This window comes from Methylomonas sp. PHL2-19 (assembly GCF_059331595.1).
Genome location: NZ_CP196839.1, coordinates 2,283,172 through 2,304,453 on the forward strand (window position 1 = coordinate 2,283,172; position 21,282 = coordinate 2,304,453).

Annotated in this window: 10 protein-coding genes; 7 read left to right on the top strand and 3 right to left on the bottom strand. The window is 53.1% G+C overall.

What is annotated here, in order from left to right; genetic code table 11:
• The first annotated feature begins 16 nt into the window (after positions 1-16).
• Positions 17-10,618 carry a filamentous hemagglutinin family protein gene (locus ACR02O_RS10690; protein WP_494523351.1) on the top strand — a complete coding sequence of 3,534 codons (10,602 nt, stop codon included), beginning with the start codon at positions 17-19 and terminating at the stop codon, positions 10,616-10,618.
• A 9-nt stretch (positions 10,619-10,627) separates the two neighbouring features.
• On the opposite strand, the gene ACR02O_RS10695 is transcribed toward ACR02O_RS10690, so the two are convergent.
• Positions 10,628-10,813, bottom strand: a complete 186-nt coding sequence (locus ACR02O_RS10695) for a hypothetical protein (protein ID WP_494523352.1) — start codon at positions 10,811-10,813, stop codon at positions 10,628-10,630.
• Here ACR02O_RS10695 and ACR02O_RS10700 point away from each other — a divergent pair.
• The 6 genes from ACR02O_RS10700 (at position 10,812) to ACR02O_RS10725 (ending at position 18,690) form a co-directional block, all read left to right on the top strand.
• Positions 10,812-12,599 carry a DUF2341 domain-containing protein gene (locus ACR02O_RS10700; RefSeq protein WP_494523353.1) on the top strand — a complete coding sequence of 596 codons (1,788 nt, stop codon included), beginning with the start codon at positions 10,812-10,814 and terminating at the stop codon, positions 12,597-12,599. The two genes, ACR02O_RS10695 and ACR02O_RS10700, sit on opposite strands and share 2 nt — an antisense overlap.
• A gap of 86 nt (positions 12,600-12,685) precedes the next feature.
• A complete protein-coding gene (locus ACR02O_RS10705) occupies positions 12,686-13,090 on the top strand; it encodes an ExbD/TolR family protein (protein ID WP_020482301.1) in 405 nt (134 codons plus the stop codon).
• Positions 13,091-13,101: 11 nt separating this feature from the next.
• Positions 13,102-13,764, top strand: a complete 663-nt coding sequence (locus ACR02O_RS10710; protein WP_458137123.1) for an energy transducer TonB — start codon at positions 13,102-13,104, stop codon at positions 13,762-13,764.
• A gap of 18 nt (positions 13,765-13,782) precedes the next feature.
• On the top strand, positions 13,783-15,477 hold the full coding sequence (locus tag ACR02O_RS10715) for a putative porin (protein ID WP_458137124.1): 1,695 nt from the start codon (positions 13,783-13,785) through the stop codon (positions 15,475-15,477).
• Positions 15,478-15,488: 11 nt separating this feature from the next.
• Positions 15,489-16,148: a hypothetical protein gene (locus ACR02O_RS10720; protein WP_494523354.1), complete on the top strand. Its 660-nt coding sequence runs from the start codon at positions 15,489-15,491 to the stop codon at positions 16,146-16,148.
• A 154-nt stretch (positions 16,149-16,302) separates the two neighbouring features.
• Positions 16,303-18,690, top strand: a complete 2,388-nt coding sequence (locus ACR02O_RS10725; RefSeq protein WP_458137126.1) for a tetratricopeptide repeat protein — start codon at positions 16,303-16,305, stop codon at positions 18,688-18,690.
• A 48-nt stretch (positions 18,691-18,738) separates the two neighbouring features.
• Here the strand turns inward: ACR02O_RS10725 and ACR02O_RS10730 are convergent, their stop codons facing one another.
• Entirely contained in the window at positions 18,739-19,521 is a 783-nt protein-coding gene (locus ACR02O_RS10730) for a CpsD/CapB family tyrosine-protein kinase (protein ID WP_458137127.1), read from the bottom strand.
• A gap of 18 nt (positions 19,522-19,539) precedes the next feature.
• Complete coding sequence (locus ACR02O_RS10735) at positions 19,540-21,282, bottom strand: lipopolysaccharide biosynthesis protein (RefSeq protein ID WP_458137128.1); 1,743 nt, start codon at positions 21,280-21,282, stop codon at positions 19,540-19,542.

Genomic DNA, 21,282 nt, shown 5'->3' on the forward strand with positions numbered 1-21,282 from the left:
TGGCACAGGCGATATTATGACTAATAGACAACAGCACCAGCATGACGACGCGGTATTTTTCAGATTAAATCCCATTGCGGCTTGCGTAAAGTCGGCAGTCGCCGGCAGTATGCTGATCGCTTTTGTCTCGCCGGTCTGCGCCGAATTACCGGTGCCCAGCGCGGTTTGGGCCAGCATGGGCGGCGCCAGTCGTTCCGTCATCGGCAATAATATGACCATTAATCAGGAAACCGACCGGGTTATTCTGAATTGGGATAAATTCAACGTCAGTGCCGAGAGTTCCGTCGAGTTCAAACAGCCTAGCGCCAGTGCCATCGCGCTGAATAAAATCGTCGATCCCAGCAAAAATCCCAGCCAGATTTTGGGCTCGGTGACTGCCAACGGCCAGATATATCTGGTCAATAAAAATGGTTTCGTGTTCGGTAGGGATTCCGTGGTCAATGCCCGCGGTTTGGTGGCTTCGACGATGGATGTCAGTTTCGAAAAAACCTTTGATAAAGAAACCATCGGCACTGTCTCCAAGGATGGTCGCGCTGCTTTTCAAGGCTCCGGCGATGTTTATCAAAAAAACGATGACGGCAGTTTTCGGCTGGATGCCAATGGTCAAAAAATCCCCATCGAGATCAAAGTGGAAAGCGGGGCGCGGCTCCAGTCCAGCGAGGGCGGCCGCATCCTGGTGATTGCCCCGAGCATCATGAACAAAGGCGATGTGGAATCGCCCGGCGGCCAGGTGATCATGGCGGCGGCGACCGACAAGGTGTATTTGCAGGAAGCACCCACCGCCGATAAAAGAACCAATAACGATGTGCGTGGATTGCTGGTGGAAGTCGAGACCGGCGGTAAAGTGGAAAACTTGGGTAACATCGCCGCCAATCGCGGTAACGTCACCTTGATGGGTTTTGCCGTCAATCAAAGCGGCAAGGTGTCGGCAACGACTTCCACCAACGTCAACGGCACTATCCGCCTGTTGGCTAGGGAAGGTTTTACGACCAAAGCCGAAGGCGGCGAGACGATGATAGCCGCCAAGGCCACCACCCGCACGACGGACAAAGGCGATGGCTTGGGCCGTTCCGCACAAGTGACTTTGGGTGAAGGCAGCACCACCGAGATTTTGCCGGAGGTGGAATACATAGAGGAAACGCAGACCCTGGAATCCGGCGAATCCGTCAAGGTGTTGGTGGAAAAAACCGCCGTATCCGGTCAGAACCAGACGCCATCTCGGGTCGAGATTATGGCCGATAAAGTGCATCTGCAAGCGGGTTCGCAGATCAATGCCCCCTTCGGCAATGTTTCAATCACCGCGACCAAATCGCCGTTAAATCCAGTTGCCAACAACAGTATTAAAAACGATAGCCGGATCCTGATCGATGCCGGCGCGAAAATCGATGTATCCGGCACCGACAACGTCATTCGCACCATGGAAAGCAATGTCCTGGAAGTGGAGCTGCGTAACTTTGAATTGAAAGACGCGCCGTTGCAAAAGACCGGGATATTAAAAGGTAAGACTGTCCTGGTGGACATCCGTGAAGGCACGCCGCTCACGGACATTGAGCCCACCGTGGCAGGGATTGGTCGCACGGTCGCCGAACGGATGGCGAAAGGCGGCGAGATAGCGCTGAACTCCGAAGGCGATGTCATCTTGGAAAAAGGCGCGGTTCTGGACTTTTCCGGTGGTGAGATTACCTATCTGGATGGCTTTATTACCACCAGTAAACTGCTAGCTAATGGCCGCTTGGTGGATATTAGCGAAGCCGATCCTTTGGTGCCTTATGAGGCGATTTATGGCGAGGTGGTCAAAAAATACCAGAAATGGGGTATCACCAAAGTCTGGAAAATCGACGGGCCGTTTACGCTGGCGCGTTTCGAACCGGGTTATGTGGAAGGCCAGGACGCCGGCAGCCTGATGATTCGAGCCAACAACGCCATTTTAGACGGCGACCTGCTGGGTAAAACCACCAACGGCAGGCGGCAACGGACGCTGGCCGAGCAGGCCAAAGGCAGCCGTCTGACGGTCGATACCGCGTTTACCCTGACTAATGCCCAGGCATTGATTTTTTCCGCCGGTGTACAAAACAGCATCAATGTGGATATCGACGAGGCCTTGCCGGTCGGCAATGACGGTTTGGCTATGGCCTTGGCTGTGGATGCCAACAAGCTGATTGAAGGCGGTGTGCGCAATGCGGTGTTTAAAACCAACGCTAAAATCAGCGTTGCCGATAATGCGACCTTGCGCTTGGCCGCCGGCGGTAATCTGACTTTACAAGGCGGCGCGGTTGACGTGCGCGGCAATATCGTCGGTGCCGGCGCCACGGTAAAACTGGAAACCGCCCGAAACAACGTACCGGGAATGCAAGGCGAGATTAATCTTGCTTCCGGCGCCACGATAGATTTGCGCGGGGAATGGGTGAATGACTTCGCCCAACCCGGAAATTTGGACGGCAAGACGGTGGCGATAGACGGCGGTAGCTTTATTGCCAAGGCCATGGGTAATGGCGGCGGCGTGAATTTGCGGGCCGGCAGCTTGATCGACATCAGCGCCGGGGCTTGGTTGCACGAAGACCGCAGGCTGGAAGCCGGTAAGGCGCAAAGAAACACCGGCGAGGGTGATACTTTTAAAGAGGGCGGTATTGTGTTGGTCGCCGAGCCCGCCATAGACAAGGCCGGCGCCAACGTGTTGCTGGACGGTGTCATGCACGCTTATGCCATGCAACAAGGCGGCGGCTTTACAGTAAAAGCCAATGCGGTAGCCATTCGCCGGGAAGAGACGCCTAGCATAGGCGATGGCGGCGTGCAGCCTTTGCAAATCGCTACTACGTTTTTCGGCGAAGGCGGCTTTGCCGAGTTCGATATCGGCGCAAATCTGAACGGATTGACGGTGGACGACGGCGCCAATATCCAGCTGCGCCAACAGAACAGAGTACTAAACAACACCTATCTGGAGCAGGCTAACGCCGACGGTATCGAAGCATTCTCGGATTTGACGACTTTGTTGCCGGAGCTGCGCGCACCCAGCAAATTGATCTTGCGATCCGATCATGCCGCCGGGATTAATGCCAACAGCAATTTGCTGGTGGCTGCCAGCGCGACGATTAACGCCGACGATTTAAGCAGCGTTACGCTGGAGTCCGATTCGTCCCTGGTCATGGACGGTCGAATCGTCGCGCCCGGCGGTACTGTGACACTGAAACTCATTCCCGATCAAAGCGAAGTAGACCCGCTATACCGGCGGGATCAAGGTATTTGGTTAGGGAGTACTGCCGGCATCGACGTGGCGGGCGGTAGCCAAATCACCGTGGACGGCTTGGACCGGCGTATAGGCAAGGTCTTCGACGGCGGTAAGGTAATCGTCGATGCGCAACGCGGCTTTTTTGCTTCCCAGGCTGGCTCTTTGATTAATATTTCCGGTAGCCAAGACATCCTGGATTTACCGGTTAATAGTCCCGCGGCGATAGGCGCGAGTTTTGCCGCCACGCTAGTAGGTTCGCATGCCGGCAGCATCAATATTACTGCCGCCGAAGGCGCGTTTCTGGACGGCGATATGCAAGCCGTGGGGGGCGCAGCGCCCGGCACCTCGGGCGGTAAATTGTCGGTGTTTTTGAACGTAGACAATCGTGCCGATCCGGATGCAGAAAACTCCATCTTTCCGCGCGCGCAGCGCATTTTGAAAATCTCCCAGGAACGGAATGTACCGTTTTCCGCCGTTTTTTCTAAACCCGGCGATTCATTACCCAAGAAAGATTCGCCCGGTGATCGGCTGACCGGCATCGGCTATCTGGCTGCCGAGCAGATTAGCGAGGGCGGTTTTAGCTCTCTGGATCTGGCCGTATCCGGAGAGAAGGGTGAGATTCGTTTTACTGGCGACGTCGATCTGCAACTGAATAACGCTATTGCTTTGGATGCAGTCAATTTCGGTTGGGAGCGGAAATCCGCCGCTGATACCGGTAATGTGCAAATCAGTGCTACTACTGCGACTTTGGGGTCGGATAGCTATCGCGCGCCGCTAGTAAAAGCCAGCAACGGGGATGGCCGATTGGCGGTTAATGCCGATTTAATCGATTTGGTCGGTGGCTCGGTAACGACCGGTTTTAATACGGTTGATCTTGCCGCCGCTGGCGATATTCGCCTGAAAGGGATACGGATCGACAGTAAGGAACTGGATTTTGTCGGCGAATTTAAAACCTTTTCCAAGCTTAATTTAACTGCGGCGCAGGTTTATCCCACCTCCTTGACCGAGTTTACCTTGGCGGTTGCCGGCGATCCGAACGGCACGGTGACTTTCAACAAAAGCGGTCATGCAACGCCGGTGCTGTCGGCCTTGGGCAGTTTGACCGTGCAAGCACCTAATATTGTCCAAAACGGCGTGCTGACCGCGCCATTGGGTGAGATCGTTTTGGAAGCGACAAAATCGGTGACCTTCGGCGCCGAAAGTATTACGTCGGTCTCGGCTAAGGGGCAAATCATCCCGTTAGGCGTCACCCAGGGCGGCTTGGAATGGCTGTTGCCCTTGGCCGGCACCGGCAACAATCTTAACGTGGTCAACCCCGATCTGAAACCGGCGGATATTCAAAATAAGCGGAAGTTTGAAAGCCCCGAGAAGAAAATAACCGTTAAAGCCGCGCAAATCCTTCGGGAAGACGGTGCGTTGGTGGATTTATCCGGCGGCGGCGATTTATTAGGCTTCGAATTTATTCCCGGTGATGGCGGTTCGGTAGATGTTCTTGATACTGATCAGCGCTTTGCGGTCGTGCCGGGTATGTCCGGTTATTCGCCGTTCGACCCCAAATCGTTTCCAGAATCCGGCCTGAAAACCGGCGACAGCATTTACATCGGTGCCGGTAGCGGCCTTGCCGCGGGCTACTATGCATTGTTGCCGGCTCGGTATGCCTTGCTGCCGAATGCCTTTTTGGTGTCGCCGGTCGCCGGCAGCGCCAATGCCATTCCCGGCACCAGTAGAACCCGGGTCGATGGCGCAGCTGTCGTCACCGGCTACCGCAGCGTTGCCGGAACAGACATCCGTGATCAGTATTGGTCCGAGTATGTGGTCGAAGCCGGCAGCATTGCTAAAACTCGTAGCGAATACAACATCAGCTCGGCCAACCAATTTTTCGCGGATAGAGCGGTAACCAAAGAAGAGGCGATTCCGCGTCTGCCGCAAGATGCCGGACAATTGGTGCTAAACGCCAAAACCCGTCTGGAGCTACCCACCGTGGTGGCCGATGTGGTCGAGGGCGGACGTGGCGGCTTGGTAGACATCGTAGCGGATAAATTGGCCTTGGGCACAACCGCCGCCACCGACGATGTTGAATTGTTGGTGAGCGACCTGGATAAGTTTAGAGTGGATAGCTTGTTGCTGGGGGCGGTGAGAAGCTTTGACGCGACGACCGGCCACACCAAGCTGGATGTCATTGCCAAGTCAGTGACGCTAGCCCAAAACACGACCTTGAAAGCGCCGGAGGCCTTGCTGGCTGCCAGCGAAACCGTCACGCTTGAACAGGGCGCCAAAATCGAAGCCAGCGGCGCGGTTGCGGATACCGATGGCGATACGGTGCTGGAGCTGAACGGCGACGGCACCTTACTGCGCGCATCGGCGGGCAAACAAGCAACGATCAACCGAACCGGCGCCAAGGGCTTGAAAGGCGATCTGAATATAAATGCCGGCGCGGTCATTTCGGCCGGCGCGGGTTCGGTGGCGCTGGACTCGACACGGCGAACCAAAATGGCCGGCGAATTGAATCTGGCCGGCGGCTCCTTGTACCTGGGCGCGGAGACCATCAATCTCGGCGAGACCACCGGCGTAGCGAACGGCCTGTCGCTGGATAATACTCAGCTCGCGCACTTGGCCGTTGACGAGCTGGTGTTGAGCAGCCGGGGTATGGTCAATTTGTACGGCGAGTTATTGCAAACTGATGCGCTTGGTCAGCCTTTTCAATTCGGTGATCTACGCATTGATGCCTTGGGTCTGGCCGGCAAAGCCAATGCCGGGAAAACTCTGTCTTTGAATGCGAAAACCCTGAGTATTGCCAATAGCAAGTCTACGGGCAGTGTTTTGGCGGGCGACGGCAGCGGGGTATTGAATATCAATGTGCAACAGCTGCTGCTGGACCAAGGTAAATTCCAGCTGTCCGGTTTTAGCGCAGTTAATGTGAATGCCGGCGAGCGCATGACGGGCAAGGGCGACAGTACCTTGACCGTATTGGCCGACTTGAGCGTGAACACACCGTTTGTCAGTGCCGAGAACGGCGCTAAAACCATCATCAGTGCTGGCGGCCATAACTTGTCGCTCACGGGTGGCAGCCAGTTGCTAACCGCTTCTACCCAAGGCATAGCTGCGCAATTACTGTTGGAAGCCGATAGCATTGGTTTGAATACGGCCTTGTTGTATCAAACCGGTAACGTGTCCATGAACGCTTTGCAAGGTAATGTGACCTTAGGCGGGAATGCTTTGATTGATGTATCCGGTGCCGTGGCGTATGCGGGTTTAAGCAAACCGCTGAATTTGTCCGGCGGCAAAATCAGTCTGAGTTCTCAGCATGGCGATGTCAGCGCCGAAGCAGGCAGTAAGCTACTGTTAAACGCCAGTAACGCCGATATGCTGGCCGGATTTTTGTCCGCGCAAGCCGGCACCGGCCAGGTGCAATTCAATGGATTTATCGATGCTCACGGCATCGGTAAGGCAAACGGTGGCCGAATCGCCGTTGATACCGGCAGTTTGAGCGCCGGCGGTTTTAGTGCTTTGAATAATGTATTTGCCGCCGCTGGGTTTAGTGGTGCTGTCGAACTGAGAACCCGTAGCGGCGATATCGTGGTCGATGCCGGGCAAACCGTGAATGCGAATGCTATCGACCTAGTCGCCGACACCGGCAGTATCAGCATTACCGGCACCTTGGATGCTGCGGGTGCGAATGGCGGTTCGGTGACGCTGGCGGCGGAAGATCTGCTGATGCTGAATAGCTCGGCGCTGATTCTGGCAAACGCGCAAGCGGCGAACGGCAACGGCGGCAAGGTCAGTTTGTCGTCTATCGATGCGTCCGCCGATGGCTCCGGCATTGACATCCAGTCCGGTGCGCGCATCAACGTTGCAGCGGCTGGAGCCGGTGTGGCGGGCGAGGTGTATTTACGTGCCGACCGAGAGGATACCGACGGCGACGGTTTGGCGGACATTAACGTCAAAGCCATTGCCGCAGGCACTATCGTTGGCGATAGCGACGTTACCGTTGAAGGCGCGCGCATTTATCACAACAGCCGTATCGCCTCCGCCGAACAGCAGGCGATGCATAACGATAATCTGGCTTATATGGCCGATTTGGCGGCGGCCAATGTGGCTAACAGTCGCTTTGGCGCCGGCTTTACCATTATCCCCGGCGTGGAAGTCCGCAGCAGCGGCAATTTGACCATCGCCGAGGCCTGGGACTTGGGAAAACTCGATAGCGGAGAAGCCTGGCGATATGGCGCCAATAACGATCTGGTTGGGATGTTAACGCTTAGAGCGAAAGGCGATTTGTTGTTCGATGCCAATTTGAGCGACGGCTTTTCCAAGGGCGTATTGAATACTGCAAATTTGGGATCGTTCGGCGTCAGCGACTATTTGCAAACCGGTGCTTCGTGGAGTTACCAGCTGATCGGCGGCGCCGATTTGGGTTCCGCGAATGCGATGACGGTGCTGGCCTCGGCCAGTCTATTGGCGAAACCGGGTAGCGGCAATGTCAGTTTAGCCCGCAATGTCAGTGTGCGGACCGGTACCGGCAATATTGATATTCGCGCGGCGCGCGATCTGGTCTACGGTAATGAAAATTCGGCGATCTACACGGCGGGGCGGGCGGATGTGGATGATGCCAAACGCTGGGGCAGCGGCGGACCAGATTTGGCCGCATTGTTCTACGCAGAATATCCATTGGATGGCGGCGACATCAGCATTCAGGTCGGACACGATATAGATGCTAAACCTAGTGCGCAATTGCTCAGCGATGCCTTGGTACGCACCGGCGATTGGTCTAAAAGCAATCAGCACAGCACGGAATTTGACTCGGAACGTCCGACAGCTTGGGGCGTCGCCTTGGGCGTCAGCGACTCGACCAGCGTTTCTCGTCAGCACCAGCAAAGCGTAACCGCCTTCGGCGGCGGTAATGTCCGCATCAGCGCGGGCGGAAATGTCGAAGACCTGTCGGTGATGATCCCTACCACCGGTAAACAGGTAGGCGAGCGGGATGCTCCGAACATCTTGGATGCCACCATCATCACGTTCAAGACCAATGTGGTCGAGGTGAATGGCGGCGGTAATCTGCAATTGCAGGCGGGTGGCGACATAGCCGGCGGCGTGTTTTACGTGGACGGCGGTGCGGCGGATATTTATGCGCACGGATCGCTGAAAGCGGGTACGAACCAAGGTCTGAATCCGAAAGGCAAAGAGCTGAATCCGATATTGGCCTTGGGCGATGCGCAGTTTAATGTCGTCGCCGGCAAGTCCATGGCCCTGGAAGCGATTGTCGATCCGATGTTCGTGACCTTGTCGGAACCGGTCGACGCGATAAATAAATCATCGAACCGGTTCTTCCGCTACAGTGCCGATAGCAATGTGAAATTGACCACGCTCTCCGGTGATCTTACCTTGGAAAACGACATTGCCAGCCTTCTTTTGGCTACCAATGCCAATATTTCAAAAAACTTTTTGGTTTATCCCGCCGGCCTACAAGCCTACGCACTGAACGGCAATATTGCCGTAGATAAGAGCTTTACCTTGTATCCGTCCGCTCAGGGTGGCTTGGAGTTATTCGCGGCTGAGAATTTAACCGGTAAAGGTAATCCTTCGATTATTCTGAGCGATGCGGAACCTACCGCCTTACCGAGCGCCGCATTGCCCTTCGTCGGGTCTTCCTTAACCGACTTGGACAATGTGCTGAAGGTTTTGGAGATTCAGCAGCCGCAATCGCCCACCGCGATTCATGCCGGCACGCCGCTGCACGCCAATGACCCGAATCCGGTGTTGATTAGTACCGGCAGCGGCAATATAGGCAACATCCACGAGGATATGGTGTTTGTATTGGCCAAGCCCGCCGAGGTCAGCGCCGGTAGGGATATTGTCAGCGCCACGTTCAAAATTCAGCACAATAACCCAGGCGCTGTCAGTATCTTTAATGCCGGCCGGGATATTCGTTACAGGATCAATATTCACCCCGAAACCGGCAATATTGTCGAAGCCGATCAAGGCATAGACGTGGCCGGCCCCGGACAATTAATCGCGCTGGCAGGCCGGGATGTGAATTTGGGATCGTCCATCGGTATTACTTCTTCGGGAGATCAATCCAACGCCGCCTTGGCAGATGACGGTGCCAACATTACCGTGATTGCCGGTTTGGCTGGCGGTGCGCTGAACAGCAATGGCTTTGCCGAAGAGTTTATGCTCAACTCGGGTAAATACGTCCTGGAAAATCAGCGTTACCTGAATTTGTTCGTGCAGGAAATGCGCAGCATCACCGGCGACCCGTCGTTAAGTGTCGATGCGGCCAAACTGGCATTTAGCGGGCTTTCCACGGTGGATAAGGCCCGGTTAGACAGCAAGCTGTTAAGCGTCGTGCAATCGGTGTTTTTGCAGGAGGTAAAAGCCAATGCCAGCACGCTGGCCAAAGCCACCACCAAACAGGCGCAGGATCTGGCCGAGCTAAAATTGCTGGCTACCATCGAGTCGCTGTTCCCCGGTACCACCTTATTGGCAGGCAATAGCAATTACCGCATTGATGCTGCGAACGGCATTGTAGTTAACGCCGATACCAGCGCCAGTAATATCTTGAATAGTTTGAATGCCGCGCTGCAGCAAAAAATTGAGGCAGAGTTGGCACGGCAGGGCAAAACTTTTGCCAGCGCTAGCGACCGCGAGAAAGACGACGCCCGTGAGTTGGTCAGGCCCAAGCTGGGCAATATATCGCTGTTTTTAAGCTCGATACAAACCAAGGACGGCGGCGACGCCAATCTGTTTACTCCCAATGGTGGCATTACCGTGGGCTTGGCAACCGCCGATATTGGTTTAGCAAAGGAAGACGATGAGTTGGGCGTGATCGTAAAAAAACAGGGCGAGGCTAATCTGCTGGCCCGCAACGACATCGATGTGAACATCCAGCGCGTGGTGACTTTGGGTAACGGCAATATTACCGGCGGTTCCACTGAGGGTGATGTCGATGCCGGTCGGAGTGCGCAAACCGCGTTGGCGGCTCCGCCGCTTAAAGTCAGTTACGATGCGGCGGGGATGCCGGTACTGGAAGTATCGCCGGTGTTGCAAGGTGGCGGTATCAGGACGGTGGGAGCAGGGGACGTGTTGTTGTTTGCACCGCGCGGCATCATCGACGCCGGTGAGGCGGGTATTAGAGGCAATAACATCACGCTGGCGGCCACCGCCATTGTCGGCGCGGATAATATTGATGTTGGTGGTTCTGCCGTGGGCGTGCCGGTCGCCGCGACCGGCAGCATCGCCGCCGGTTTGACCGGCGTCAGCAACGTGGCGGCGGCAGTCGGCAAGTCGCTGGATAGCACCGGCAGCGTTGGTAAGGAAGCAGCCGAAAAACTGGCTAAGGCCGCGGCCAACACCTTGGGTATCTTGAGCGTGGATATTCTGGGTTTTGGTGAATAACCCACTTAGTCACCATTCAGGCTGACAATGGCTGAATTGCCCGTGTTCGCCACGGGCAGTGGGCGTGTCGGCCTGCCCTATAACGGTCGGATTAATACTATTTTTTCCCGTTTTTTCGATTCTTTCCCGCCCGTCATAATCATGTAAAAAAACGTTGGGATAATCCAGTTTATGTTTTGATTTGAGAGTGATCATGAAACGGATTGTGTTATTAGTAGCGGCCCTGTTGGCGATGCCCGGGCTGGCCCAAGCTTGGTGGAATGACGACTGGGGTTATAGAAAGAAAATAACCATCGATGCCCAGCAATTGCAGCAGGGCGGCGTGACGCCGGTAGCGGAAGGCTTGGTGCTGGTGCGACTACATACCGGCAATTTCAGCTTCTTCGCCGATTTGGGTGAAAACGGCAAGGATTTGCGCTTCATGGCCGGCGACGATAAAACGCCGCTGAAGTTTTACATAGAGAAAATCGATACGGTCAACGAAATGGCGCTGATTTGGGTGAAATTGCCCAAGGACATTGCTACGGCCGATGAGCCGATGTTCTGGATGTATTACGGCAATCCCAAGGCTGTGGATGCTCAGGAATCTGCCGGGATATTCGATGTGGCTCAGGCTGTCGCCTATCACTTCGAAGCCGGTCCGGTTAAAGACGCTACGGCCTATGCCAATCAACCGGCCACCGCTACCCAAACCGTTGTGGAAGGTGGAGCCATTGGCGAAGCGGGCGGTTTTAACGGGAGTCAATCGATACGCATTGCGGCAACCCCCGCGATTCAGATGGCAGTCGAATTTGGCTGGACTGTTTCGGCATGGGTAAAAATTGATCAAGCCCAAACCGACGGGGTGATATTCGCGCGCGATGGGCTGATTTTATCTGTTAGAGGTCAAACCCCGGTTTTGGAGGTTAATCGTAAGCAGTTGGTCAGTTCCGCCGATCTGAATTTGGCCACTTGGCAGTATTTGTCAGTCGCAGGGAATAAGGACGGTTTTACCTTGTATGTGGACGGTAAACCGGTCGGTATCTTACCGGCCAGCGTGCCTTCGCTGTTGGGTGATATGAGCATAGGCGCGGCGGTGGACGGTTCACGCGGCTTGGTCGGTGCCATTGACGAATTTGGTATTGCCAAGGTTGCTCGTGACCAGAATTACCTGCAATTTGCGGCGCTGATGCAAGGCCAGTCATCGGCATTGTTGAATTACGGCGAAGACAGCACGCCCGACAGCGAAGAGGGCGGTGAGTCTTATCTGATGTCGACGCTGGATAACGTTACCGTGGACGGCTGGGTCATCATCGGGATTCTGGGCGTGATGTTTATTGTCAGTACCTTGGTGATTGTCAGCAAGGCGATTGTGTTGAACCGTACCCGCAGTGAGAACAAGAAATTCGAAGAGGCTTTTAGTCAATTAGGCGCGAAAAATATCAGCAATCTGGATCACCAGGACGAAGACGGCCAGGAAGATTATGATGAATCGCCGTTGTTGCTGTCATTGACCGGCAATCATGCGGCTTTTGCGGGTTCATCGATTTACCGGATTTATCACGTTGGCGTGCAGGAAATGAACAAACGTCTGGCCAAAAGTGTTGGAGCCGAAGCCGCCGAACAGGGCTTGTCCGCCCAGGCTTTGAATGCGGTAAAGGCCTCGATGGACGGCGTGTTGGTCCGGGAACTGCAAAAACTCAATTCGCAAATGGTGTTGTTGACCATCGCGATTTCCGGTGGACCGTTCCTAGGCCTGCTGGGCACCGTGGTCGGGGTCATGATCACGTTCGCGGCGATTGCCGCCAGCGGCGAAGTCAACGTCAACGCCATCGCGCCCGGTATCGCCGCGGCCTTGGCAGCTACCGTTGCCGGCTTGGGCGTAGCGATTCCGGCGCTGTTTGCCTACAACTACCTGGGCAGCATGATCAAAGCGGTGACTGCCGACATGCATGTGTTCGTTGACGAATTCGTCGCCAAACTCGCCGAGCAGCATAGCTAATCAAACATTCGTAGGGTACGCAATGCGTACCTTGCCAAAGTCTGCCGGTACGCGCTGCGTACCCTACGAAAACACGAGAAAATTCAATGAAAGTTCAAGAAGAAAACGCGGCGTACGACGAAATCAACGTCACGCCGATGCTGGATTTGGCTTATGTGTTGCTGGTGGTGTTTATTCTGATGACCACGGCGGCTGTGCAAGGCGTGCAGGTCAATCTGCCTAAGGCCAGCAATACGCCCAGTTTGGCCAAGCCGCAAACCAAGGCCATCACGGTGACGGCGGACGGTACGTTATTTTTGGATACCTTTCCGGTGACGATGGAACAGCTGGAATCGACACTGATGCAATACAAAGCCGCCAACCCGGAATTGCCGGTCGTTGTTAAGGGAGACGCCACCGTCCAGTACCAAAGTGTCGTCGATATTCTGGCTTTGCTCGGCAAACTGGAAATTACCCAGGTTGGTCTGGTTACCCAAAATCTGACCAAATAAAGCCTTGCGACATGTCAAAGAAGAAACATTGGCGGGTTTATATTCCCATGGTCATCGCTGCCGTAATCGCCGCTATCGCGATTTTTTACGTCGTTAAAATCATCATGGAGTTCGTCGACAAAAAACCGGCGAAAAACGAGAAAAAAATTCAGCCGGTTACCCTGTTTAAACCGCCGCCCCCTCCGCCGCCACCGCCGAAAGTTGAGAAGCCGCCCGAGCCGGAGATCAAGGAAAAAATCAAGGAACCCGATCCGGAACCCGAGCCTGAGCCGGAACCCGAACCGGAACAAGCACCGCCGCGCGATCTGGGTCTGGATGCCGAGGGCACGGCCGGATCGGACGGTTTTGGTCTGGCGGCCCGCAAGGGCGGTACCGGCCTGTTCGGCGGTGGGGCCGGCAACCCGTTTGCCTGGTACGGCGGTTTGGTCAAGAACGGCATTCTGAACATTCTCAGCAGCCATGAAGAATTGCGCCGCAAGGGCTATACCGCCATCGTTAAGGTCTGGTTGAAAGCCGACGGCTCGGTAGAACGGGTGGAGTTGGCCAAGGGTAGCAACGATGCGGACATCGACGAATTGCTCAGCCGCTTATTGAATAAATTCGATCGAGTCGCGGAGGCGCCGCCACCGGGTATGCAGCAACCGATCAAGTTAAAAATTTCATCACGTATTTAAGTATCCACAGGTAAAACAATGGCGAATAAGAAACAGCTGATGGCCCTGGCGCTATCAGGACTGATCGGCACCGTGCAGGCCGGAGAAAAGGAAGAGTTGCTGAAACTGCGCAATACCACCACTAATTTGATTAAGCAATTGGTCAAGCAAGGCGTGATTACCGACAAGGCTGCCAACGAGATGATCAAACAAGCCGAAGTCGAAGCCGGCCAGCAAGTGGCCGAAGCCAAGGCCGCCGGTGTCAAGGAAGCGGTGCCGGCCGATGAAGTGCGGGTGGCTTATGTGCCTGATTTTGTGAAGGACGAAATTCGTCAGCAGGTGCGCAGTGAGCTGCGTGAAGAAGTGGTCGGCGATGTGATGCAAAAGGCCAAGAACGAACAGTGGGGCTTGCCTAATGCGTTGCCGGAGTGGACCAGGCGTTTCAAGCTGTCTGGCGATATTCGTCTACGTTCTCAGCATGAGATGATGGCCAAGGAAAACATCGCCAATTCTTATATTGACTGGCAAGCGGTTAACGAAAGAGGCGGTCTGAACGCGGCGGGTGTGGATCAATTCTTGAATACGACTACCGACAGACAGCATTTTCGCGAGCGCTTGCGCTTGGGCATTGATGCGGCGATTACCGATGGTATGAAAGCCGGTGTGCGTTTGGCGACGGGTAATCAACGTGACCCGGTGTCTACTAACCAGTCTTTAGGCTTTACCGGACAAAAATACGATTTCACCGTGGACCGGGCTTATCTGCAATACGATGCAGTCGACGATAACAAGTTTAAATGGCTGACTTTGTCGGGCGGCCGGATCAAGAACCCCTGGTATACCGGCGGTGGCGAGTTTACCGGCGGTAGCGAATTGGTGTGGGATACGGATTTATCTTTCGAAGGTTTTGCCGGCACCGTGCGCCACCGTTTGGGCGGATCGGACAGCTTGATGGCTAACGACGACCACACGCATTCCGTTTTTGCCACAGCCGGGGCGTTTCCACTACAGGAATCGGCGCTGAGCAGCGATAAATGGTTGTTCGGCGGTCAAGTCGGCGTGGATTGGGGCTTTGTCAATCAAGATAATTTAAAGGCCGCGTTGGCTTATTTCGATTACGTCAACGTCGAAGCTAAGCAAAATACCAGCGTTTTAGGCACTTGCGATCTCAATACGCGCGGCAACACCGCTTCGCGTCCGGAATTCATGCAGGGCGGTAATACCTTGGCGTCGATTTGTCGAGAAGGCACCGGCGCTTTGGCTTCCAATCCGGGCATGGTCGGTTTGGCGTCCGATTACAATATCGTCAACGCCAATGTTTCGTATGAAATGACTCTGTTTGCCCCTTACCATCTGCGCTTGAGCGGCGACTACGCTAAAAACGTCGGCTTTAATAAAGCCGCGGTCAGCCGGATGCTGAACGGTACAGTGGTTGAGGGTAAAACCAACGCCTGGCAGTTTAGGGCTGATTTCGGTTGGCCAAGAGCCGAAGTGGCCGGACATTGGAATGTGTTTGCTGCCTATAAGTACGTGGAGCGCGATGCGGTATTGGATGCATTCACCGATTCTGATTTCCACCTCGGCGGTACCAACAGTAAGGGCTGGTTCATCGGCGGTAACTATGGCTTGATGAAGAACGTTTGGTTGACCGGCCGCTGGTTGAGTGCCGATATCATCACGGGACCCCCTCTTGGTATCGATGTGTTGCAGATCGACGTGAATACGCAATTCTAGGTAGGTTGCCGATGAATACATTTCCGAAAGTGGCCGTATTGTTTGTGCTTATTAGCAGCGGCTGGTCCACCAGTCAGGCTGCGCCACGTGAGGCTGCCAAGAACGATGGCGTTGTTTTAAAGCTGCAAGCGATGGTTAAAAGCCTGACGGCCGAACGCGATGCGGCAAAAGCTGAATCGGCCAAGTTAGCCGAGGAGTTACAGGAGCTTGAGCAGTTGAAAAAAGCGCATTCGGCGGCAGTGGCGGCCAAGGAACAAGTCAGCAGCGAGTTGTCCGCACAGCGAAATGCCAACGGTGAGGTGCGCGAGCGTTTGGAGAAAAGTAATGCCAGACTCTCCGATGTGATGGAAAAGCATAAGGAAGTGAGTCAGGCTAAAGCCGATTTGCAAGCGCAACTAACGGCATTAACTGCCAAGCAGCAAGCAACCGAGCAGCAATTGGGGGTTTGCGATATTCATAATGTGAAACTTTACGAGGCCGCCAAGGAATTGCTGGAACGCTACGAAAACAAAGGCGCACTGGCTAGTGTGTTGCAGAATGAAGCCTTGCTGCAATTCAACAGTGTGGAAATGGAAACTATCGTCCAGGAATATCAGGACAAGTTGAGCGCCGGTAAATATCAAAAACAATCTGCTGCGGATAGCGGCACAGCGCCGGCTGGCGTCCAATAGTTTCTCTACTCAGGTGCGGCAACATGCCGCACCTCGACCCTCGCTGATTTACCGAAAGCCTTAAGGCTTGGTCGCGTAAATAAGTTAAAATCCCAAAAAGCGGCGCTCCATCATGGCGGCTACATAATCAAATGCACGAATTATCGAGAGACTAATGACAACGAAACAAAATTTTTTAAAAAATCTAGGCATTGTTGTGTTATCGACCGGCTTGGTGGCCTGTAACGGCGCCGATGAACGGAAAGCGAAATACATGGAAGAAGGCAAACAGCTATATCAAGCGGGTGATTATGAGAAAGCGTTGCTTGCCTATAAAAACGTGCTGCAAATCGATCCTAAGGACTGGGAAACTCACTTCCAGATTGCGGAAGCCCTGAGTAAACAAGGCAAAATCGAAAATGCCTTTAAAGAATACAGCACCGTGGTTGCCGGCAATGAAAATCACGTGATGGCGCGGGTGCGGGTTGGTCAGCTGCTGTTATTAAATCGCGCGGTAGACGATGCGGAAAAAATGGTCGGTGAAGCTTTGGCGAAGGAACCGGATAATGTCGAAGCTTTGGTGTTGTTCGCCGGCGTCCAAGCAGCCAAAAATAACAGCGATGGCGCGATTATGACGGTGGAGCGCGCCTTGAAAAACAGCCCGGACGATGTGCCGGCGACCTTGATGATGGCCTCTATTAAAGCGCGTTTGGATAAAGTTGGCGAAGCGATTACTTTATTGAAGCAAACTATTGAAAAGAAGCCGGATAATGTTGCGTTGCGTAGCATGCTGGCCGGTTTGTACGCTAAAAACAATCAGATTGCCGATTCAGAGGCCATGTTGTTGGAAATTGTCAAACTGGAGCCGCAGCAATTACAGCATTACCGTACGTTAGCCTTGTTCCAAGTCGGTACCAAACAAGTCGATAAAGCCGAAGCGACTCTGCGCGACGCGGTCAGCAAATTGCCGGACAACGATACCGCCAAGACTTATTTGGTCGACTTTCTGTTGGAAAAACGCAGTCCGGAAGTGGCGATTGCCGAGTTGCTACCGATGATAGAGCAAAAGCCGCAAGCGTATGAGTTGAAATTCAAACTGGCTAATATCCAGCTGGCCCAAAAGCAAGTCGATAAGGCCGAAGCGACCATGAAAGAAGTCGTCGATCAGGATAAATTGGGACCCAGCGGCATCACCGCACGAAATAAATTAGCGGCTTTGTATGCAATGACCAAGCGTGGCGACGAGGCTAAGGCCTTGATCAAGGAAGTGTTGGATAACAATCCGCGCGATGCCGAGGCTTTGACGCTGCGCGGTCAGTTTGCTTTGGGTGAAAGCAAAATTCCCGACGCAATTGCCGATTTTCGCTCGGTATTGGTTGATCAACCCAACAATATCGGTGTGTTGAAAATGCTGGCCGCGGCTCATCTGCGCAATAACGAGGAAGAGCTGGCCAGAGAAAACATGGAAAAAGTGGTGGCCGTCGCACCGGGCGATGAGACCGCCCGGCTGGATTTGGTTGGCTTGCATATGAAAGCCGGGCACCAAGATCAAGCCAAGCAGCAGCTTGAAGCGCTGATGAAAGCCAATCCGAAAAGTCTGAAAGGCTTGGAGGCGCTGTTTAAAATGGAGTTGTCGCAAAAGCATTGGGATAAAGCGCAAGAGATTGCCAAACAGGTGCAACAGTTATCCGATAAAGACGCCACCGGCTTTTACATGTCCGGCTTGGGCTATCAGGCGGAAGGCAAGCTGGAAGCCAGCACCGAAGCCTTTCAACAGGCCTTGGCGCGTAAGCCGGATGCGATTGAGCCTTTGACCGAGATGGTCAAAAGCTATTTGGTATTGAAGCAGTCGGATAAGGCTATTAGCAAATTGCAGCAAGTCATTAAACAGCAACCCGATCATTTCGTTGCTTACAATTTGCTGGGTGGTGCTTATCTGAACGAACAGAAATTTGCCGAAGCAAAAGCAGCTTACACAAAGGCTTTGAATATCAAACCGGAGTGGTATAGCCCTTATCGGAACTTGGCCTTGATCGAGTTGGCACAAAAAAACCAGGCCGAAGCCATCAATATCTACAAAAAAGGGATTGAAAAAACTAAAGGGGCATTGGAATTGGTCGACGACTTGGCGCGTTTGTATCATCGTGACGGTCAGCATGAGCAGGTGTTGGCGCTTTACGAAGAGTCTTACAAACTGCATCCGGATTCGGTGGTTGCAGTTAACAATCTGGCCAGTTACTTGTCGGATTTTTCCGCCGGTCCGGATAGTTTGGAACGTGCAGCCAAATTGGCCGAGCCTTTATTGCAAACCAATAATCCTAATATGATGGATACGGTTGCTTGGGTTGCCTATAAACAAAGCAATTACGATAAGGCTAAAGAGATATTGTTGAAAGTGATTGAACGCGATCCGCAATCGCCGATCAGCAATTATCATTTGGGTATGGTGTATTTCAAGCAAAACGATCCGGTTAAAGCCCGCGAATATTTGCAAAAAGCGGTCGATAAAAAAGTGGAATTCGATGGCTTGAATGAAGCGAAGGATGTTTTGAGTAAACTCTGATAGGAAATGTAGGGACGTGGCTACCGCAGGTAGCCACGTCAAACCGGCTTAAACCCCGGTATAGCCGATTTTAATGTCGGTGGCTTTATTGAATACTGTCCCCAGTACGTTGGTGTCTTTTAACAAAGAGGCTGCGTGCTTCAACTGCTCGGTCTTGGTATGGCCTTCGTCGATCACCAACAACACGCAATCCACATAAGGCGAAAAACCCAGCGTATCGTCGTGCGACAAAATCGGCGGCATATCGAAAATAATGATACGCGAGGGATAACGGCTTTTCAGTTCGTTAACCAGTCGTACCATTTTCGGTGAGCGCAACATCTCAGTTGAGTTGAATAAAGGTTTGCCGGCCGGCAGCACTACCAGACGCTCGATGCCCGGATTAATCAGCATGGAGCTTAATTCGGTGTCGTTCAATAAATAATCGCTAAGACCCGCGCCCGACTGAATGCCGAATAATTGATTAATGCTGGGATTTTGGAAATTGGCATCCACCAGCAGGGCAGTGCGGTCAAGTTCCATTGCCATGCTGATGGCTAAATTCGCGGCTGTTAAGCTATTGCCGGTACCTTCGCTGGGGCTGGTAATTGCCATGGTCTTCCATTCCATCGCATCCATTTGCTGCAAGCAGCGGGTGCGTAGCATGCGGTAGGATTCCAGCCATTTTCCAGGTAAAGCCGCGGAAATAATCCGGTTTTGCTTCAGTAAGTTTTGATCCGGAGTGTGTACCCGCGTTTGGGTGTAAGCGATGCTGACTTTGTCGCCGGGTTGATTGGCTAATCCGGCTGCGGCTGGATTACTTTTTTCCACGAGGTTTTCAATGGGGTTCATGAATTTTCCCTTAAATGATTAATTGCCCACGACACGTAGTAATTTGTACCAAAACACATCTAGCGGCATGACGATAAAATGAAATGCGATGACAGCCAGAATGCCGGCTATTGCCATGCCTATCAATAACAGCCGTCGCTCGTTTCTATGTGCTTGATGTTCCTTCTGGCTTTCGAAATAAGGTATCGACGCCAAAGGTTCCACACCAAGAATCGCCGCGACCGCTTTTGGGCTATTAACGGTCGAATCCAGCATTTCGGTCAATGCCACCGCTCCTAAGCCGCTTGCCACCGCCAACACCATGCCCAGTACCATAATCGCAATTCGATTCGGGCTAACCGGTTGTAATGGTTCTTGGGGGGGGTCGATTAAAGTAAAACGCTCGCCTTTTCTTTCCATTTCCAATTGCTGCGAGATTTGCGCTTCCATTTCTCGCGCACTCACTTCACGGTAGCGCAGATTGGTATTGTCCAGATCCTGGATCAAATCCATGTATTCTTTTTCAACCAATGGCGATTGGCGTAGGCTTGAGCGTAACTCTTCCATTTTGCTCTGTACGCGACTACGAGTGAAATTCAACGATTCGATTTCGGTATTCACTGAAGCCAGTTGCGATTTCAAGGTGATATAGGCCGGGTTATCCGGTTGAATGCTGGAGTTGCTGTAGTCGCTTTGTTTCGCGCTAGCCAGGCTTTGTTGCAAGGCGCTGATTTGTTTTTGCAGTTTCACCACGTCCGGGTGTTTGTCCGAATATTGTTTCAACAACAAGGCCAATTCCGCTTTTCTGTCGGTTAGTTCGCCGTTCATCGCATTCAGATCGGTGTTGGAGCCGATTTCTTTTTGCAATGAGTCGATTTCCCGTTTGATTTTAATCACATCGGGATGGTTCGCAGAATGGTTGGATAACACCGATGGATATTGCGATTGTAGTTCCTTCAAACGGTCTTTCATGTCGAACACCCGATTGCCCACGGCATTGGTAGCCATGGTGTTGGGATCGATTTGCGCCAGTTCGCCTTCAAGATAATAACGTCTATCCTGCAGCGTTCGTTCTTGGCTATCCAATTGCAATAACTGATTACTCAAAGAGGTCAGTTCTTGCTGGTTCATGGCGCTGATTTGCGGCAGTTGGTTCAGGTTCTTTTCCTTGAACGTAGCCAGGTTTTGTTGAATTTCCTGAATTTTGGCTTTAAGACGTTTGGATTCCTCACTCAAAAACAATGCTGCATTTTCCGCAGATTCTGTGCGTGACTTGATGTTTTCTTTCAGGAACAAGGAAGTCAATTCGTTAGCGACTTTTTGCGCGAGCGCGGGTGATTTATCGTCAAATGTCAGCGTAAAGGCTATCGTAGCTTGTTGGGCAGGGCCGCTTTTGTTATTGGCGACGTCGGCACTAATGGTTTCTACTTTGATGCTTTTACGCATTTTTTCCAGAATCACTTCCTCCGGCTTTTTTTGCCGTTCCTCGGCATAGAGATCGTATTTCTTGATGATTTCCGTCAAATTCGGTCGGGTCATTATCCGTTGGCTGATCATCTGAATCCGCTGGTCGGCGAAGGTGGTCACTGTGGAATGCACCAGTTCGGCGGGGATTTCTTGCGCCTCGATCAAAATGGTGGAGGTCGAGCGGTACACAGCCGGTAGCAGTACTGCCAAAACGATGCTGATCAGCGCAATGATTAGAAACGGAATAACTAAAAACCGTCTGCGTCGTTTGATGATTTTTAGATAGTCCTTGATGTCGATGGCTTGATTTTCCAC

Bases quoted from the DNA above. Each gene is read 5' to 3' on its own strand.
- ACR02O_RS10725 (WP_458137126.1), top strand. From the start codon at position 16,303: ATGACAACGAAACAAAATTTTTTAAAAAATCTAGGCATTGTTGTGTTA.
- ACR02O_RS10720 (WP_494523354.1), top strand. From the start codon at position 15,489: ATGAATACATTTCCGAAAGTGGCCGTATTGTTTGTGCTTATTAGCAGC.
- ACR02O_RS10690 (WP_494523351.1), top strand. From the start codon at position 17: ATGACTAATAGACAACAGCACCAGCATGACGACGCGGTATTTTTCAGA.
- ACR02O_RS10715 (WP_458137124.1), top strand. From the start codon at position 13,783: ATGGCGAATAAGAAACAGCTGATGGCCCTGGCGCTATCAGGACTGATC.
- ACR02O_RS10705 (WP_020482301.1), top strand. From the start codon at position 12,686: ATGAAAGTTCAAGAAGAAAACGCGGCGTACGACGAAATCAACGTCACG.
- ACR02O_RS10700 (WP_494523353.1), top strand. From the start codon at position 10,812: ATGAAACGGATTGTGTTATTAGTAGCGGCCCTGTTGGCGATGCCCGGG.
- ACR02O_RS10730 (WP_458137127.1), bottom strand. From the start codon at position 19,521: ATGAACCCCATTGAAAACCTCGTGGAAAAAAGTAATCCAGCCGCAGCC.
- ACR02O_RS10710 (WP_458137123.1), top strand. From the start codon at position 13,102: ATGTCAAAGAAGAAACATTGGCGGGTTTATATTCCCATGGTCATCGCT.
- ACR02O_RS10695 (WP_494523352.1), bottom strand. From the start codon at position 10,813: ATGATCACTCTCAAATCAAAACATAAACTGGATTATCCCAACGTTTTT.